Below are 17311 nucleotides of genomic sequence, written 5' to 3'. Positions count from 1 at the left end.
CTTGGGAAGAATAGCTCAATCAGATCAAAAGGGAATGGCATTGTCCCACATTGCATCCGCAGCGGGAGAGGATTCGGACAGCGCAGGCGCCGAAACCAGGACCTTTGCCGATATCGGCGGCCTTCTCGACTTTTATGCGCGCAAGACGCCGGCGGCACCGGCTCTCCTCGCGCCCGGCCGGCCGGCCCTCACCTACGGCAAACTGGGTGAGTTGATCCAGCAACTGGTCCGCACCCTGCGGGGGCTTGGCATTGCCCCTGCCGACCGGATCGCCGTTGCGCTGCCGCGCGGCGCCGACAGCGCGCTGGCGCTGATCGCGGTCGCCTCGGCCGGCGCCTGCGTCCCCGTCAATCCCGATCTGACGGCCGACGAGCTGCAACGCTATTTCAGCGAATTGAAGCTGACCGCGCTCGTCACCCGGGCCGACATGAATTCACCAAGTCGTGACGTTGCCAAGGCGCTCGATATCGCGGTGATCGATTTCGTGCCGGGGCCGAACGACAATCTCGGCGGCTGCGCGTTCATCGGCCCGGCGGTCGGGCCGGCCAGCACGAGCGGCGCCTCGCGCGGCGACGATGACGCCTTCATCCTGTTGACGTCGGGCACGGCGGCGCGGCCGAAAATGGTGCCGCTGACGCAGCGCAATGTGTGCCTGTCCGCATACAATGCCGGCCGCGTGCTGTCGCTCGCTGCCCACGACCGCCTGCTCAATGCCCTGCCGCTGTTTCACGCCCATGGTCTGATCTCCGGCCTGCTGACGGCGCTGGCCGCGGGCTCCAGCGTGATCTGCACCAACGGTTTCGATGCATCGTCCTTCTTCGGCTGGATGCGGGAGCTGCACCCGACCTGGTACACGGCGGTGCCGACCATCCATCGCGCGCTGCTGACGGCGGCCGAGGCCGACCCGGACCGCGCCCGGTCGTCGTCGCTGCGCGTGATCCGTTCGGCCTCATCCTCGCTCGCGCCCGCGATCCTGAACGGGCTGGAGGCGATGTTCGGCGTTCCCGTGCTCGAGACCTACGGCATGACGGAAGCGGCCTCGCAGATCTCCGCCAATCCGTTCGAGCTGCGCAAGGTCGGATCGGTCGGCCGCGCTGCGGGCCCCGAGATCGCGATCATGGACGGGGCGGGCCGCACGCTTGCGAGCGGCGAGCATGGCGAGATCATGCTGCGCGGGCCGAACATGAGCCGCGGCTATTATAATGATGAGGCGGCGACACGGGCCGCCTTCCGCAACGGCTGGTTCTGCACCGGCGACCTCGGCTATCTCGACGCCGACGGCTATCTCTTCATCGTCGGCCGCATCAAGGACGTCATCAACCGCGGCGGGCAGAAGATCTCGCCCCTGGAGGTCGAAGAGGTCCTGCTGAGCCATCCGGCGGTGCTGGAGGCCGGCGTGTTCGCCGTCCCACACCAGAAGCTCGGCGAAAACGTCGCCGCCGTCGTGGTGCTGCGCCCGAATTCCGAAGCAACTCCGGACCAGCTTCGGCAGTTCGCGCGCAAACGTCTAGCGGCCTACAAGGTGCCGAGCCTGATCCGCGGCGTGGCCGCACTGCCGAAAGGCGCGAGCGGCAAGGTCAAGCGCAACGCGTTGGCCGAGTTGATCGCAACCGCGGAGCATGGCGTCGAAGCGCAATTGCCGCGCAACGCGCTGGAGACCCAGCTCGCGGGGATCTGGGCCGATCTGTTGGAGCTGCGGCAGGTCGGCATCGACCAGGATGTCTTTGCGCTCGGCGCGGACTCGCTCGCGGCGACGCAGATGCGCTCGCGTCTGCGCGAGCGCTTCAACGTCGACTTCTCCTTCGAGGACATCTTCGATTGCGCCACGGTCTCGGCGCTTGCGGCCCGGATCGAGACCGCCACGACCCATCGCGGGACGATCGTGCCCGCATGGCGCCAGGCGGCGGCGGCAGCCGACGCGCCGCTGTCGTTCCAGCAGCAGCGGATGTATGTGCTCTCGCGGCTCGATCCGACCCGCTACAATTACAACGTCGTCGAAGTCGCCGTTCTCAAGGGCCTGGTCGACGTCGTCGCACTTTCCGCGAGCCTCGCCTCGATCTGCGCGCGCCACGAGGCGCTGCGCTCGGTCTTCATCGAACGCCAGGGCGAGCCGGCGCAGCGGGTGCTGCAATCACCTCGGCGATTCGAGCGGATCAAGCTCAAGCCCTGCGCCGCGGACAAGCGGGCCGCAATCATCCGGCGCGAGGCGCTCGAGCTCGCGCAATATCCGTTCGACCTGGCGCGCGAGCCGCCGCTGAAGGTCACCCTGCTGTCGTTCGACAAATCCAGCCACGCGCTGGTGGTCAACGTCCATCACCTCGTCACCGACGGCTGGTCGCAACGGCTGTTCTGGGAGGAGCTTGCCGCCCATTATTCCGCCGCGCGCAAGACGAGTGCGGTGACGTTGCCCTCGCCCGCCTTCCAGTATCGCGACTTTGCGCTATGGCAGCAAAGCTGGGCTCAGACGCCGGCGGCGAAGGAGCAGCTCGATTACTGGCGGACCCAGCTCGACGGCGTCACCACGCTGCCGCTGCGGACCGACCGGCCACGGCCGGAGATCTGGAGCGGTCACGGCGCCCGTCACTATATCGAATTCTCCAAGGCACTGTCGGCCGATCTGCGCGCGCTCAGCCAGGACCAGGGCGTCACGCCTTTCATGACGCTGCTCGCGGCTTTCCAGTGCCTGTTGTTCCGCCACACCGGACACGAGGATGTCGCGACGGGATCGCTGATCGCGAACCGCAACCAGATCGAGAGCGAGCGACTGATCGGGCTGTTCGCCAACACCCTGATCCTGCGCAACGATTTCGGCGGCGATCCGGGTTTTGGCGAGATGTTGCGGCGGGTGCGGCAGGTCACGTTGGATGCCTACCGCAACCAGGACCTCCCGATCGAGGAAATGCTGCGCGCGCTGCAGATCGCGCGCCGGAGCGACGGCAATCCGCTGTTCCGGATCATGTTCATCCTCCAGAACGCGTCGATCGAGGCGGCACGTTTCCCCGGCCTGTCGGCGCGGCGGCTTGAGGTCGACCCGAAAGTCGCGCGTTTCGACATCACGCTCGAACTGGTCGAGGCCGACGGCCGCTTCACCGGCTTCTTCGAATACGCCACCGATCTGTTCGACGCGGCGACCATCGAAGCCATGGCCGCTCAGTTCAAGACGCTGCTCAAGGCCGTGATCGCCAATCCGGAGCAGCGCATCTCGCGCCTGCCGCTCCTGACGGAGGCCGAACGCCGGCAGTTGCTGGCGAAAGACCAGGGCGTGGTGGCCAACTTCACCACGCGCGGCAATCTGTGCGAACGCCTCGAGCGCCAGGCGAAGAAGACCCCGAACGCAATCGCGGTAACGGACGGACGCACCTCCCTGACCTATCGGGAGCTCGCCCGCCGCAGCCAGGCGGCGGCGCGCTGGCTCGCGCGCGAAGGTGTCGGCGCCGAGAGCGTTGTCGCCTTGCTTGCGGATCGCGGGCCCGACCTGCTCGCCGCGATGATCGCCGCGCAGCGCGTGGGCGCAGCCTTCCTCAATCTCGATCCCGACCAGCCGCCGGCGCGGCTTGCGACCATCCTCGGATCGAGCTGCGCCCGCATGCTGCTGACCGGGCGCGCTCAGTCGGCCATGGTCGAGGCGCTGCTCGAACCGCTGGTCGAGCGCATCCATGTCGCCGAGCTCGAGGACGCGATCGCACCCGGATCGACCAGGCCGGCCCGCGCCGCGCGGCGCGGCGCCGCGAGCCTCGCCTATCTCATCTATACATCCGGCTCCTCCGGCGCGCCGAAGGGCGTCATGATCGAGCAGCGCGGGCTGTCGAACCATCTGGCGTCGCTCATTTCCGAGCTCGGCCTTACGGCCGGGGACGTGATCGCCCAGACTGCGCCGCAGAGCTTTGTCATTTCGGTCTGGCAGTTCCTTGCCGGTCCCATGGTCGGCGCGCGCGTCCATGTCTGCGCCAACGCAATCGTGCAGGACCCGATCCTGCTCGCGCGGGAGATCGAGCGTGAAGGCATCAGCGTGCTCGAGATCGTCCCGTCGCTGCTGCGGGTGATCCTCGACCGCATGGACGACGCGCAGGTCCAGCGCGCCTTTGCGGGATTGCGGCTCCTGATCTCGACCGGCGAGCCGCTGCCCGTCGATCTCTGCCGCGCCTGGTTCGCCCGCTGCTCGAGGGTGCCGCTGATCAACGCCTATGGCGCGTCGGAATGTTCCGACGACGTCTCGCTACATCGCCTGACCAAAGCGCCGGCGGCGGCGACGAGCAACGTCCCGGTCGGCGCGCCGCTGCCCAACACCCAGCTCCATGTGCTCGATCAAAACCTCCAGCCGCTGCCGGTCGGCGTGACCGGCGAGCTCTGCATCGGCGGCGCCGGCGTCGGCCGCGGCTACATCAACGATCCCGCGCAGAGCCGTCAGCGTTTCCTGCCCGATCCGTTCTCGCGCCAGGAAGGCGCGCGGCTGTACCGGACCGGCGACCTCGCACGCCGCCGCGCCGACGGCACCATCGAATGCCTCGGCCGCGCCGACCATCAGGTCAAGGTCCGGGGCTACCGTATCGAGCTCAAGGAGATCGAGAACGCGCTTGCCGACCATCCTGCGGTGCGCGCCGGCATCGTCGAGCCGCGCCGCGAGGCGAGCGGCGATGTCAGGCTGATCGCCCATATCGTCGCAAGGGCCGGCAGCCAGAGCAGCGCCAGCGAGCTGCGCGATTTCCTGAAGAGCCGGCTGCCGGGCCATGCCATCCCGTCCGCATTCCTGTTCCTGGACCAGATGCCGCTCAATGCCCATGGCAAGATCGACCGGTCGGCGCTGCGGGCGCCCGCGCAGCAGGACGTCTCCGGACCGGACGCCGCCGTGCCGGCGCGGCACTTCACCGAAAAAGTGCTCTCGGACATCTGGGTCGACCTGCTGAAGGTCGAGAGCCTCGGCGTGACCGATAATTTCTTCGATCTCGGCGGCCATTCGCTGCTGGCGGGCCAGGCGATGGCGCGCGTCGCCCGTGCGCTCGGCGTGTCGCTGCCGATCAAGACCATCTTCGAGGCTCCCACGATCGAAGAACTCGCCCGGCGGGTTGACGAGGCCGTGGCAGCAAAGCCGCGCAAGCCGGCAACAGGCATGCTGCGGCCTGCTGAAAGCGGGCTCCCAATGCTCTCGATCGCACAGGACCAGATGATGCGGATCGAGCAGAACCTGCCGGGCCTGCCGCTGTTCAACCTGCCCTTTGCCTTCCGCCTCCAGGGCCCGCTCGATCCGACCACCCTCGCGCAGGCGTTCGGCGACATCGTGCGCCGCCACGAATCGCTGCGGACCGGATTCGGCCGCAGCGGCGAAGAGCCCGTCAGCCGCATCGCCACACCCGGCGAGCTCGGACCGGCCCTCACCATCGAGGTCATCGGCGACGGACGTCCCCACGACAACAAGCGGCGCAAAGCCCTCGAACTCAGGAAGATCGATCTCCTGATCGAGCAGGAGACCTACGCCCCGTTCGACACCGCGCGGCCGCCGCTATTGCGGGCGCGGCTGTTGCGGCTCCATGCCGACGATCATGTGCTGCTGCTGACGCTGCATCATGCCATTGCCGACGGCTGGTCGATCGGCGTGCTGTTCGAGGAGCTGTCCAACCGCTATGCGGCGCTGGCCGGGCGTCCGTCCGTGCCGCTGCCGAAACTGCCGCTCGCGTTTTCGGACGTCGCCCGCTGGCAGCGCTGGTGGTGCGGCACCGACGCCGCCCGCCGCCAGGCCGCCGACTGGACGGAGAATCTGCGCGGCGCAGTCCCCGTCTTCGACGGTGAAGCAAGCCCCGGCGCGTCCACCGGGCACCACCCCGTCAGCCTCGAGCGAGAGCTGATCGGCCGGCTCACGGCGTTCGCCGGCCGGCATAACAGCACGCTGTTCATGTGCCTTCTCACCGGCCTGAAAGCCCTGTTGCTGGCGCAGAGCGGCCGCAACGACATTTCGGTCGCCACCGCCATGGCCAATCGCACCCAGCCGGATACCGACCGGGTCGTCGGTCCGTTCGAGAACACGGTGATCGTCCGTACCCGAATCACGCCGGAGCTGTCGTTCGCGCAAGCCTTGGCCCGGGTGCGCCAGAGCGTGCTCGACGCGCATGCGCGCCAGGAGCTGCCGTTCAACATCCTGGCCGACCATCTGGAGCAGGAGGGGATCGATCCGGCCTCGCTGCTCCAGGTCTATTTCACCCTGCAGAATCCGCTGCGCCAGCCGCTCGATCTGGCCGACGTCACGATCGAATCGATCGGCAACGTCGCGCGCGAAGGCCAGCCGGTGCTGCCGATCGACCAGACCTGGCTGTCGCTGATGCTCAAGGAGCGCCCCACCGGAATCACCGGCTCATGCAATTACAAGGGCGAGCTGCTCGATGGCCGCAGGGTCGGTGAGTGGATGGAGAATCTCGTCGCGCTGCTGGATGCGGCCGTCGCCCACCCGAACACGCCGCTCGGCCGATTACTCGCTCGCAGGGCGGCATGACCGGCTGTACGGGACGGGAGAACACAGGTTCACTCGCCAAAGCTGTGAATGACCAAGTTGCAGCTTGATTATTTGGCGCCAGCGCGCAAGATTATTCTCTCGATTTGATTTGGACGATTATTTTCAACCGGGGGAGTTTGTTATGGGTTTCATCAAATTTACCAAGGGCACCTCGTTGAGCGACAAGGACCGCAAGGCCCTGCAAAAGCTGCTGGGCGCGGAGAAGAAGAAGCTCCAGTCCGCGCTCAAGGATGTCGACGCCAGCCTTTCGATGCTGGGCGGAGCGAAGAAAGCCAAGAAGAAGAAGAAGTAAGGACCGTCGGCCGGGACGCCGCACGAATCCTCAGGCTTCACTTTCGGGATATTGGGCCGCTCGCTCGTCGAGTTGGGGTCTCGCACAAGCTTGCGCCTGTAAACCGGCCTGCAAATCGACAAGAAATTGCCCGGGTGGACCGTTAGAAACGGTCCGCTCAGTTGATTCTTGCTCAGTTGATTCTTCCGTCAGGGCCGGAGACTTGGCCTCCGCCTGACGCCATGGGCCCTATTAATGGCAGACGACAGAATTGAACTGTTTGTCGGACTGATCGAGACCATTGACGCTCCGGGCGCAGTCGATGCGTGCCGACGCCTGCTCTCGGTCGACGAACGGATCCGCGCCGATCGCTTCATGTTCGAGCGGCATCGGCGGCAATATATCTTCGCGCACGCGATGCTGCGCCTCGCGCTGTCGCAGGCCGCACCGAACGTCGCACCCACCGATTGGTCCTTCGGGGCCGGCCGCTACGGGCGGCCGTTTGTCGCGGCGCCCGCGACCTCGACCGCGCTGCATTTCAGCCTGTCCCATGCCGATGGCTGCGTTGCCTGCGTCGTGTCCGGGCATGAGACCGTCGGCGTCGACGTCGAAACCGTGTCGCGGCGGGTCGCGCCACTGTCCACCGCGCTTCGCTTCTTTGCGCCGGAGGAGGTCGAAACGTTGCGCGGACTGCCGGAGCCCGCCGCGATCGAGCGCTTTTTCGACTATTGGACGCTCAAGGAGGCCTATCTGAAGGCAAGGGGGTTTGGGCTCAATCTGCCGCTCGACGCTTTCGCGATGCAGGTGTCCCGCGAAGCCATCGAGATCAGCTTCAAGCCCGATATCGCCGACGATCCGCATGCATGGCGCTTCTCGCTGTGCTCGCCGTCGCCCTCGCATCGCCTCGCGATCGCCGACGGCTCCCGTGCGCACGGCGGCCTTCCCATCACCCGCAATTCCTGGCCGTTCCAGGAAGCGGCTGAATGACGCCCCCGCGGCTGCGCGTCTTTCCCGCGATCTCGCGCAACCGCGATCCCAAGAAATATGTCGGCGAGCTGATGCGGGTGGCACAGTTCGCCGACCGCAACGGCTTCGAAGGCATCCTGCTGTTCGAAGGCAACGACGTGTTCGTCGAGCCCTGGGCGATGGCCCAGCACATCATGGGTGAGACCACGCGAAGCTCGCCGCTGATCGCGGTCAATCCGGTCTACATGCACCCGTTCACCGCGGCAAAATTCGTCTCGTCCTTTGCGCAGCTCCACGGCCGCAAGGTCTATCTCAACATGATCACGGGGACCGCGGTCAGCGATTTGCAGGGGCTGGGTGACGAGCAGTCGCATGCCGACCGCTATGTCCGGCTCGGTGAATTCGTGGCGCTGATGCGCCAATTGCTGGAAAGCCCCCGCCCGGTGAATTTCGAGGGCCGGTTCTACCGCGCGAGCAATCTGCAACTTCGCCCGCGCCTGCCGGCGGAGCTGATGCCGGAATTCCTGGTCGCGGGCCAGTCGGAGGCAGCGCAGCGCGTGGCGAAGGAGACCGGCTGCATCAAGATGCAGATGCTGCCGCCCGATCTCGATCGCGGTCTCGATGCGCCCGGAATGAACTTTGGCATCTTCGCCCGCGAGGGCCGTGAGGAAGCACGACAGGCCGCGAAGGCGCGCTTTCGCGACAATTCCGATGATCGCGAGCTGCTCGCGCTCACCGTGGAGAACAGCGATTCCGTGTGGAAGCGGCGGCTCTATGACGGCCAGAACGGAGAGCTCGCGGACAACGGCTACTGGCTGCTGCCGTTCCTAACCTTCCAGGCCGACTGCCCCTATCTGGTCGGCAGCTATACCGAGATCGGCGCAAAGCTTAAGGATTTTGCGGCGAAGGGCCTGACCACGATCATGCTCGACATGGTCGCCGACGAGGCCGAGATGCAGCACGTCCGCAAAGCGCTCGCGGCGAGCGGGATGTTTTAGGACGGCACGCCGAGCGGACTGAGCCGTGCCAGCGGCTCGCTGCCTTCCGGCCGTCGCAGAAGCTGCATGACATGCCGCTTCAGGCGCACGAACTCGGGTTCGGTCACGAGATCATGGCTGCGTGGCCGCGCGAAAGGCAGCACGACATCCTCGATCACCCGGCCGGGTCTTGCGCTCATTACGACGATGCGATCGGCGAGGAACAATGCCTCGTCGATGTCGTGGGTGACGAAGACCGTGGTGGTCGGGATCTTGCTCCAGATGTCGAGCAAGACCTCCTGCATCATGCCGCGCGTCTGCGCGTCGAGCGCGCTGAAGGGCTCGTCCATCAGCAGCACCCGCGGCTGGTTGATCAGGACCCTCGCAATTTCCACGCGCTGCTGCATACCGCCCGACAATTGCGCCGGATAAAACGCCTCGAAGCCGGAAAGGCCGACCAGCTTCAGGATCGCGTCGGCGGCGCGGTCGCGCTCCCTCCTCGCGAGTCCCCGCATCTTCGGGCCGAAGGCGACATTGTCACGCACCCGCTTCCAGGGAAACAGCGTGTGCTGCTGAAACACCATGCCCCGGTCCGGGCTCGGACTCTGGACCTGCTGGCCGTCGACCGTGAGACGGCCGGCCGTGATCGGCAAATGCCCGGCCAGCGCGCCGAGCAGCGTGGATTTGCCGCAGCCGGAGGGACCGAGGATGCAGACGAGCTCGCCCGGCGCAATCGCGACATCGAGACCGCTGACCGCTTCGAATGCGTCACCGCCCGATCCGAGCGAGATCGAGACATCGGCGAAGTCGATCCGACCGACGCTCTTCGTGCCGATATCCGCGACCCGGATGTTCATCGCGCCACCTTCGGGCTACGCCAGGGCATCAGAAGCCGCCCGGCCGTCGTCAGCAGCCAGCTCGAGCCCATGCCGAGCAGGCCGATGATCAGCATGCCGACGATGATGTCGGCGTAGTTCTGGAGCGTGTAGGCTTCCCAGGTGTAATAGCCGATGCCGAACTGGCCCGAGATCATCTCCGCGGTGACGAGGCAGAACCACGAGGTGCCCATGCCGATCGCAAGCCCGGTGACGATGCTGGGCGCGGCGTCCGGCAGCACGACTTCCCTCAGGATCGCCAACTCCCCCGCGCCGAGGCTGCGGGCGGAGGCAACCAGCCGGCGGTCGACATTCGCGACACCGTGGACGGTGTTCAGCACGATCGGAAACAAGGCACCGATGAAGGTGATGTAGATCATCGAGAGTTCGGACGACGGAAAGATCAGGATCGACAGCGGTATCCACGCCACCGCTGGAATCGGCCGCAGCAATTCCAGCGGCGGCAGCAAAAGGTCGCTCGCGGCGCGTGACCGGCCGATGGCAAAACCAAGGATCACGCCGATCACCACCGCCGCCCCGTAGCCGGCGAACACGCGCCAGAGGCTGCTGGTGACGTGTGCCGTCAGTTTCGGCGAACGAAACAGGGCGAGCGCGGATTGAACGACCTCGATCGGTGGCGGCACGTTGCGGAAGGTCACGATCCCCAGATTGAGATGCGTTGTCGAAGCGACCTGCCACAGGGTGATGCAGGCCAGGATCGAAAGGGCGCGGACCATCCAGCGGATGCCCGCAGGCCGCGCGTTGATAGCGGTGGCCATCGCCTCACCGGCTCGCGACGAGGGACTCGCGCGCGGCCGCGAAGTCGAGCACCGCGCCACCGTTCTTCTTCGACCAGCCCTCGGCCGCCTGCTTGAGCAGGAACGCGCTCAACTCGCCGTTGGACGACCGCACGAACCAGGCCTGGTTTGCGAACAGCTTGATGCCGCTCTCGCGATCCTGCGCATATACGACGCGGATGGTCTTGCCGTCTTTCTCGAGGCCGGCGAGCGCCTTCAGCGCGTTCTCGGGTGAGGCATAGTGGCGTACATGAGCCTCGTCCTTGACCCAGATCTGCGCGACGCGGCTGAAGTCGCTGATCTCGGCGCCCGTTGCGGCGTCCTTGGCGCGAAGCGGGAGCTGCGCATAGTTCTTCAGTTCGGAGTCGTAATCGCGCCCCGCCTGCGCTGCCGCGATACGGATGAACCTGTCGGTGACGAACTGGTTGATATCGAGATCGCTGTCTGCGCGCTTGAGCAGCTTCAGCGTCTTGATCGAGGTTGCGACCGCCTGGCGGTACTCCGGCTTCCAGGTCACATCGCGGGTCTGGAGACCGAGCGGCCCGTGAAAGAGGTAGTCGACCTCCGCCTCGATGCCGGTCACCTTCGCGATCAGCTCGCTGTACTTCTCCGGCTCTTCCGCGGTCCGGCGGTCCGCTTCCAGCGCTGCGCGCAGATAGGCGACGACGATCTCGGGATATTTCTCGGCATAATCGGCATCGACCAGCCCGCCGTGGAATGTCGGGGCATTGGTCTGCGCGCCGTCAAAGATCTTGCGCGCGAAGCCGCGCCACGGGAACAGTTCGGCGAACGGAACGAAGTCGGCATGTGCCTCGATCTTGCCGGCCTGCAAGGCCGGCCCCGCAACCTCCGGCGCCTGCGTGATGATGCTGACGTCGGTCTCGGGATTCCAGCCCTTGGCCTCGATCGCGCGGAGCAGCATGCCGTGCGAGGTCGAGGCGAAGGGAACCGAGATGGTCTTGCCTTTGAGCTCGTCGAGCGACTGCACCGGCGAGCTCGACGGCACCACGATGCCGTTGCCACTGCCCTTCGTGCTGCCGGACAGCACGCTAATGAAGAGGCTGCGGCGGCCAGCCTTCTGGAACGCCACGCCGTTCAGCGAGCCCGGAAAGTCAGCCATCGCGCCGAAATCGAGCTTGCCCGCGACCATCTCGTTGGTGAGCGGCGCCCCGCTCGTAAAATTCTTCCACTGGATGTCGTAGGTGACATCCTTGTACTTGCCGTCATGGGGCAAAAACTTCTCGAGCAGCTTGAGCTCGCGAATGAGCAGTCCGCCGGTCGCGCAATTGATCGTCGTGTCCTGCGTCCCGACTGCCACACGGATCGTCTCCGCCTGGGCCGGCGCGAACATCGCAACGGTGATGGCTACAATGGCCACACTGAGTCTCAAAGAGCCGAATTCGATCATCGAACTGTCCTCGGGAAGCCGGGCGCGCGCCGGCAACAACGTTGGCCGGCACTATCGAAGGCGCGGCGCAACGCTTGAAGCAATTACTTGCATCGCTGTCGCAGGACGTTCGCGTCATGATTCCGTCGCGCAACGACGCAAAGGATTTTCTCAAGCCGAAGCCATGGAGAGAGGAATCGTTTCGCCGCCGGTCGCCGCACACATCAAGCTTTGCTAAGTGATTTGGAACGATCGCAAAGAGATGGACATCGCACCATCGCCGCACTTACCTATTCGCAAGCCCCTGAAGAGCTGACGGATTGCGATGACCATACTCAAGGAAGCTGCCGCGACCGAGCCTGCCGCTTTCGCCGACCGGCCTCATGCAGGCGTTCCGTTCGACTGGACCGACCACAAGAAGACGCGGCGGATCCGCAGCACACGTGCAAGGCCCGCGAGCTCGGCGCTGTTCATGAGCGAGACGATCGACGGGCTGAATGCCGGCGCGCATTTCCTCGACCGCTTGTCCGCGTCGGAGCAGGCGCGCGTGCACGCGGCCGGCCGCATCATCTCGGTGCCGCAGGGCGAAATGGTATTCAGCCAGGGCGATGGCCACGACGGCATCTTCATCATCCGCCGCGGACAGGTGCGGGTCTATTACACCGCGCCGTCCGGGCGCGAAATCACGCTCGCCTATTGGACACCCGGACATTTCATCGGTGGTCCGGAGATTTCCGGCGGCGGCATTCACATGTGGTCGGGCATCGCCATCGAGGCCTGCGAGATCGCGGCGCTGTCCGGACCGGCGCTCGAGAAGCTCTTGACCGGCATGCCGAGCTTCGCGCTTGCGCTGATCGACGGCCTCATCGCCAAGGGCAAATGCTACTCCTCGATGGCACAGATCCTCGGCACGCGCTCGGTGATCGAGCGGCTGGCGCAGTTCCTGCTCACGCTGTCGGAGTTGCACGGCGCGGCCGACGGCGACACCATCGTCATCAACCGCAAGATCACCCATGACCAGATCGCCGCCATGGTCGGCTCGACCCGGCAATGGGTGACGATGATGCTGAAGCGTTTCCAGAACCGCCGCATCATCGCCATCGACGGCAGCAGCATCCGGATCAGGAGGATCGACCTGCTGGAGCAGATCTTGTTCAGGGATTGAGGTTCGCCTCTGTCCGCAGGGAGGCGTTGTCGCTCATGGCTTTAGCACTATGGGCGTTGAAGCTTCCACGGCGTCATGGCCGGGCTTGTCCCGGCCATCCACGTCTTACCCCGCGCGCAAAGATCGTGGATGCCCGGGACAAGCCCGGGCATGACGGCCTACGCGGGGAGAGGTGAAGATCACCGCGCCTCTTCAAACCCGGCCAGCACCGACGTCAAATTCGCGCCCAGAATTTCCGAGAGATAGCCGCCTTCCTGCACGAACACGGTCGGCAGGCCCATCTTCGCGATGGCCTGGCCGATGCGGCGGAAGCCCGGCGTGGTGACGGCGAGGCCCTTCAGCGGATCGTGCTCGGAGGCGTCGAGGCCGAGTGCGATGACGAGGGCGCCGGGGGCAAAGGATTCGATCGCCCTGCGCGCGACATCCATCGCCTGGATATAGCCGTCGTCGCCGGTGCCGATGGCCAGGGGGATGTTGAGGTTGGCGCCGAGGCCGGGTCCTTCGCCGCGCTCATGCGCGTAGCCCCACACATAAGGATAGTACGCGATGGGGTCGGCGTGGATCGACACCGTGTAGACGTCAGGGCGTACGTAGAAGATTCCTTGCGTGCCGTTGCCGTGATGGACGTCGACGTCGAGGATCACGACGCGCTCATACTTCAATCGCAGATGCGCGGCTGCGATCGCGCTGTTGTTGAGGAAACAGAAACCACCGGCCATGTCGCGGTAGGCGTGATGACCGGGCGGGCGGCAGAGCGCATAGGTCGCATCCTCGCCGTCCATCACCATCTGCGCGGCCGTGACCGCAACGTCGGTGGCGGCGCAGGCCGCGGCCCATGTGCCGGGACCGATCGGCGCCGCGGTATCGGCGGTGTGCCAGCCGAGTCGACCTACGATGTGAGTGGGATAGGTCGCGGCATGGCGCACGGGATGGATGTTGCCGATCATCTCCGGGCCGGAATCGCCAAGCGCGGTCCAGGCGTCCCAGGCTTCGCTGAGGAACGACAGATATTCCGGGCTGTGAATCCGCGCACGCGGCCCCTGCCCGAATGTCGTCGGTTCGACCAGTTGATGCTTGCCGTCCTTCAACCCCTTGAGCAGGCGATCGGCGCGCTCGGGCTGCTCCGTGGTGCGTTTGACGACACCGCGAACCAGGAAGAATTGCGGATCGTGGCTGCGATGCAGTTCGGTATGGACGGCTTTCACTCAAACACTCCGTGGTCGCGTTGACGGTGCCCACAGATGTCTAAATGCCTGCGGCGGACAGATGCAAGCAAGAAGAATGCCGCCGCTTCGGTGCTGCCCTGCGCCGGAGGCAGACCGCCCGTGATGCCCTAGCAGCGCCCGCGCTGGAGGCAGTGCTCGCGGCCCTGCTGGTCGGTGCGGAAGGACTCGATGAAGCCGCCCTGACGCTGGGTGACGAAGACGGTCTTGCCGTCGCTGCCGCCGAAGGCGAGATTGGTCGGCTCCTTGCCCTTCAGCGCGATCTCCCGCTCGACCGCACCATTGGGCTTCATCAGCGCGATGGTGCCCTTGAGGATGCGCGCGACATAGAGACGGCCGGCGACGTCGGTGCGCAGGCCGTCGACGGTGTCGGGCTGAAAGGCTTTGACGAGTTTTGCGCCGGTGAGTTCGTTGCCGCGGACGGTGTAGGACCAGATTTCGCCGCTGCTGGATTCCCCGACATAGAGCGTCTTGCCGTCAGGACTGAGGTCGATGCCGTTGGTGGTGCCCATCGCGCGCGGCGCCGACATCACCTGCCCCCGCACCGTGCCGTCCGCAGATTTGGCGATGCGCCAGATGTGGCCTTCCCTGCCTTTCCAGTTCGGATCGCTCGCATAGATCGTGCCGTCGCGCGCGACCGTGATGTCGTTGGGCTGGTTCATCTCGTCGGAATGAAACCAGACGACGGGCTCGCTCGCGCCCTTCCGGATCGCGAAGATGTTGTGCTTCTTGTAGTCGGCGATGAACATCGTGCCGTCGCGCGCGAAGCGGATGGCATTGCCGACGCTGCCCTCGGGCAATGCCGTGAACTGCTCCGAAGCGGCGCTGCCCACCGGCAGCTTGCCGATGGTGCCGGGCTTGCGAAAGTTGACCACGAAGAGATTGCCGTCGAGATCGGCCGCGGGTCCTTCGATGCCGAAGGTGTATTCGCCCGACGGCGTCACCTGCACGCTTTCGAACAGCTTTGTTTCCGCGTGGCCCGGCGATGCCGCGATGACGAGAAGAACGCTACTCCACAGGCACCAGAAATTCCTGCCGGATGTAATAGCCATCGTCGTCGCTGCACTCGCCATTCAGATAGGGGTCGGCAGGCCGGAAGAATCGGCTGAAGCCGGGTTTGTCTACAGCGCTCCTTTGTGTCACGACAACGACCTTGGCGGCCGGTATTTCGCCGCATTCCTTGTTGGTCTTGCCAAAGAACTTGCGCTGCGGCGGGCCGGACTTGATCCGCATCCGCGTGCCCGGAACCATTTTCGCAACCAGCAGGTCCGCGGTATCGAGCAGGCGCGCGTAGCCAAGTTCGGTCCTGGGCAGGCTTTCACCGCCCGGCGGCATCAGCTTCTCGGCGCCGATGCCGCGCAGCCGCGTGCGCAGCTTGCCGGAGCCTGGATCGCCCGGATAGATCCAGCCGTCCTGCGACAGCATGAAGCGTAGCACTGTCGCGTCCTTTTCCGCTTCCGATTGTCCTGCCTTCAGGCCGAAATCCGAATGGCAGCCGACGCAATGCTTCTCGACGAGGCCCTTGCGCAGCGTGGTGAGCCGGACACCGTTCTGCGCGTCCCTGGCGACGAAGGCCGCGAGCTGGTCGATCATCGCCTGGCTGCGCGCGTCACAAGGCAGTGGCACCGGCGCGTCACCCCCGGCGCGATCGATGCGGATCACGGTCTTGTTCTTGTCCTCGACCAGCCAGATTGCGCCGTCCTCCGCGACCGTCATGCCGACAGGCGCTCCTTGCGGCCGCGCGCCGTTGACGCGGTGCCAGCCTGCGATCAGCTCGTCGAATGGCGCGGCGGCGACGTTGCCGGCGTCGGTCTGAAAGCTGTGGGTCGGATCGGCCGCGCAACTGACGTGGTAGCGCACCGGCGCCGGGGCGGGCTTCGGGAAGCCATGGTCGTCGACGTCATAGACGAGGACGCGGCTGCCGGTCGGACGATAGCCATGCAGACCGACCAGCAGCTTGCCTTCCAGCTCCGGGAATTTCGCGCCGTGATAATACAGCATCGCGAGCGGCGCACCGTGCGGCGGCATCAGCGAGAACGGTGCCTTGTAGAGCGCATTGGCCGTGCAGAGCGACTTGTAGACCCCGGATTGCAGCACGAGCTTGAATTCGGGGCTCGGCGTCGACAAGTCGTAACAATAGGGCCAGCCATAATGCCTGCCCTGCTCGATCGCGTTGATCTCCTCGTTCGGCTCGAAGATGTCGGGCAGGTCGCGGCCGTTCTCGCCTTGCAGGAAGGCGTAGCCGGCATCGGGAAAATTCGGATGCAGCGCCAGCGCCATCGAATTGCGCAGGCCGCGGGCATAGACGGTGTGCGGCGGGTCCGGATCGCCCGGCCTCAGCGCCGGGAAGGCGCCGCCTGCGGGCGGTGTGAACAGCCAGATCGAAGCCATCGCGGATGCGCCCTCGGCCGCCGCGCATGGCCTTGTGATCGGCGCCGACGTGATGCAGTCGTCGCTGTGCGAGCCGACATTGACGAACAGCCGCCCGTTCCTGTCAAAGACGAACTGCTTGAGCGGATGCGCGCTCTCGTCGAGCCTGGTGCCGTCAGGCAATGTGATCCGGCGGCCGGGCATGTGCCGGATGATGGTCTCGACCGTGCTGCGGGGGTTGTCGGCGAGCGGATCGAACCGGAAGATCGTCTCCGCGGTCGAGGCGTACAACTTCTTGTCCGGGCCAATCACCAGGCCGAACGGATATTCGATTGCGGTCAGCAGCTCCTTGAACCGCTGCCCCTGCGGCGCATGCGGATCGAGCAGCAGCAGCCGTCCATCGGTGTGGCCCCAGCCGCCCATGTCGGCGACCACGAACAGGTCACGGCCCGGCACCTGGATGATCGCGCGCGGAAATTTCAGGCGATCCTCTTCGCTGGCGACGAGACCGGCGCAGAATCCCGCCTTCATGTCGATCTGGATTCTGGGAAAGGCGACATCGCCGCTGCCGCAGGTTTCCGCGCCGATCGCATAGCCGCTCTTCCTCACCGGCTCGGAGGAGGCTCCCGGGGCAAGACCGAACAGCACTCCGGCGACGATCGCCGCAAACAGGCTTCGGCGTTCATGCCAGAATGTGAGCTGGTTCACGGCGGTCCCCCGGACTTTCGGTCCAAAGTTGTTCCATGCCACGGGAACGCCGTCCAGTTGATCATCACCC

12 protein-coding genes are annotated in these 17311 nt (G+C 65.6%); 6 read left to right on the top strand and 6 right to left on the bottom strand.

Annotated features, from left to right (window positions below):
* Positions 1-34 precede the first annotated feature (34 nt).
* The 4 genes from AB7008_RS11225 to AB7008_RS11210 all read left to right on the top strand — a co-directional run bounded on the left by AB7008_RS11225 (position 35) and on the right by AB7008_RS11210 (position 8737).
* The gene (locus tag AB7008_RS11225; protein ID WP_441258805.1) at positions 35-6481 is read left to right on the top strand and encodes an amino acid adenylation domain-containing protein; all 6447 of its coding nucleotides are present in this window, start codon (positions 35-37) and stop codon (positions 6479-6481) included.
* A gap of 142 nt (positions 6482-6623) precedes the next feature.
* Positions 6624-6794, top strand: a complete 171-nt coding sequence (locus AB7008_RS11220; RefSeq protein ID WP_014497648.1) for a hypothetical protein — start codon at positions 6624-6626, stop codon at positions 6792-6794.
* A 234-nt stretch (positions 6795-7028) separates the two neighbouring features.
* Positions 7029-7760, top strand: coding sequence for a 4'-phosphopantetheinyl transferase family protein (locus tag AB7008_RS11215; RefSeq protein ID WP_014497649.1), 732 nt, complete (start codon positions 7029-7031; stop codon positions 7758-7760).
* Positions 7757-8737, top strand: coding sequence for an LLM class flavin-dependent oxidoreductase (locus AB7008_RS11210; RefSeq protein ID WP_028158938.1), 981 nt, complete (start codon positions 7757-7759; stop codon positions 8735-8737). The genes AB7008_RS11215 and AB7008_RS11210 overlap by 4 nt, the downstream gene beginning before the upstream one ends.
* Here AB7008_RS11210 and AB7008_RS11205 read toward each other — a convergent pair.
* Genes AB7008_RS11205 through AB7008_RS11195 form a run of 3 tightly spaced genes read right to left on the bottom strand, consistent with a single transcriptional unit; the run spans position 8734 to position 11739 of the window.
* Positions 8734-9573, bottom strand: a complete 840-nt coding sequence (locus AB7008_RS11205; RefSeq protein WP_041955035.1) for an ABC transporter ATP-binding protein — start codon at positions 9571-9573, stop codon at positions 8734-8736. The genes AB7008_RS11210 and AB7008_RS11205 overlap by 4 nt on opposite strands.
* The gene (locus tag AB7008_RS11200) at positions 9570-10370 is read right to left on the bottom strand and encodes an ABC transporter permease (RefSeq protein WP_304492839.1); all 801 of its coding nucleotides are present in this window, start codon (positions 10368-10370) and stop codon (positions 9570-9572) included. Before AB7008_RS11200 ends, AB7008_RS11205 begins: the two co-directional genes overlap by 4 nt.
* Positions 10371-10374: 4 nt before the next feature.
* Positions 10375-11739 carry an ABC transporter substrate-binding protein gene (locus tag AB7008_RS11195; protein WP_304494135.1) on the bottom strand — a complete coding sequence of 455 codons (1365 nt, stop codon included), beginning with the start codon at positions 11737-11739 and terminating at the stop codon, positions 10375-10377.
* Positions 11740-11758: 19 nt separating this feature from the next.
* Between AB7008_RS11195 and AB7008_RS11190 the strand changes: the two genes are divergently transcribed.
* Both AB7008_RS11190 and AB7008_RS11185 read left to right on the top strand, forming a co-directional pair.
* A complete protein-coding gene (locus AB7008_RS11190; protein WP_304492838.1) occupies positions 11759-12013 on the top strand; it encodes a hypothetical protein in 255 nt (84 codons plus the stop codon).
* Between the two features lie 87 nt (positions 12014-12100).
* Complete coding sequence (locus AB7008_RS11185) at positions 12101-12940, top strand: Crp/Fnr family transcriptional regulator (RefSeq protein ID WP_439711293.1); 840 nt, start codon at positions 12101-12103, stop codon at positions 12938-12940.
* A gap of 179 nt (positions 12941-13119) precedes the next feature.
* Here AB7008_RS11185 and AB7008_RS11180 read toward each other — a convergent pair whose 3' ends face one another.
* The 3 genes from AB7008_RS11180 to AB7008_RS11170 all read right to left on the bottom strand — a co-directional run bounded on the left by AB7008_RS11180 (position 13120) and on the right by AB7008_RS11170 (position 17241).
* Positions 13120-14145 carry a histone deacetylase family protein gene (locus AB7008_RS11180; protein ID WP_304492837.1) on the bottom strand — a complete coding sequence of 342 codons (1026 nt, stop codon included), beginning with the start codon at positions 14143-14145 and terminating at the stop codon, positions 13120-13122.
* Between the two features lie 128 nt (positions 14146-14273).
* Positions 14274-15215 carry an SMP-30/gluconolactonase/LRE family protein gene (locus AB7008_RS11175; RefSeq protein WP_304492836.1) on the bottom strand — a complete coding sequence of 314 codons (942 nt, stop codon included), beginning with the start codon at positions 15213-15215 and terminating at the stop codon, positions 14274-14276.
* On the bottom strand, positions 15172-17241 hold the full coding sequence (locus AB7008_RS11170) for a PQQ-dependent sugar dehydrogenase (protein WP_304492835.1): 2070 nt from the start codon (positions 17239-17241) through the stop codon (positions 15172-15174). Before AB7008_RS11170 ends, AB7008_RS11175 begins: the two co-directional genes overlap by 44 nt.
* Positions 17242-17311: the final 70 nt, after the last annotated feature.

Origin of the sequence: Bradyrhizobium sp. 521_C7_N1_3 (assembly GCF_052075975.1) — a bacterium.
In the GTDB taxonomy this organism is placed as follows: Bacteria; Pseudomonadota; Alphaproteobacteria; order Rhizobiales; family Xanthobacteraceae; genus Bradyrhizobium; species Bradyrhizobium japonicum.
The sequence above is the reverse complement of the archived record's forward strand: the minus strand, read 5'-3'. Positions and strand labels throughout refer to the sequence as shown.

Excerpts from the sequence above, each read along its gene's own strand:
- AB7008_RS11225 (WP_441258805.1), top strand. The coding sequence starts at position 35 with ATGGCATTGTCCCACATTGCATCCGCAGCGGGAGAGGATTCGGACAGC.
- AB7008_RS11220 (WP_014497648.1), top strand. The coding sequence starts at position 6,624 with ATGGGTTTCATCAAATTTACCAAGGGCACCTCGTTGAGCGACAAGGAC.
- AB7008_RS11215 (WP_014497649.1), top strand. The coding sequence starts at position 7,029 with ATGGCAGACGACAGAATTGAACTGTTTGTCGGACTGATCGAGACCATT.
- AB7008_RS11210 (WP_028158938.1), top strand. The coding sequence starts at position 7,757 with ATGACGCCCCCGCGGCTGCGCGTCTTTCCCGCGATCTCGCGCAACCGC.
- AB7008_RS11205 (WP_041955035.1), bottom strand. The coding sequence starts at position 9,573 with ATGAACATCCGGGTCGCGGATATCGGCACGAAGAGCGTCGGTCGGATC.
- AB7008_RS11200 (WP_304492839.1), bottom strand. The coding sequence starts at position 10,370 with ATGGCCACCGCTATCAACGCGCGGCCTGCGGGCATCCGCTGGATGGTC.
- AB7008_RS11195 (WP_304494135.1), bottom strand. The coding sequence starts at position 11,739 with ATGTTCGCGCCGGCCCAGGCGGAGACGATCCGTGTGGCAGTCGGGACG.
- AB7008_RS11190 (WP_304492838.1), top strand. The coding sequence starts at position 11,759 with ATGGCCACACTGAGTCTCAAAGAGCCGAATTCGATCATCGAACTGTCC.
- AB7008_RS11185 (WP_439711293.1), top strand. The coding sequence starts at position 12,101 with ATGACCATACTCAAGGAAGCTGCCGCGACCGAGCCTGCCGCTTTCGCC.
- AB7008_RS11175 (WP_304492836.1), bottom strand. The coding sequence starts at position 15,215 with ATGGCTATTACATCCGGCAGGAATTTCTGGTGCCTGTGGAGTAGCGTT.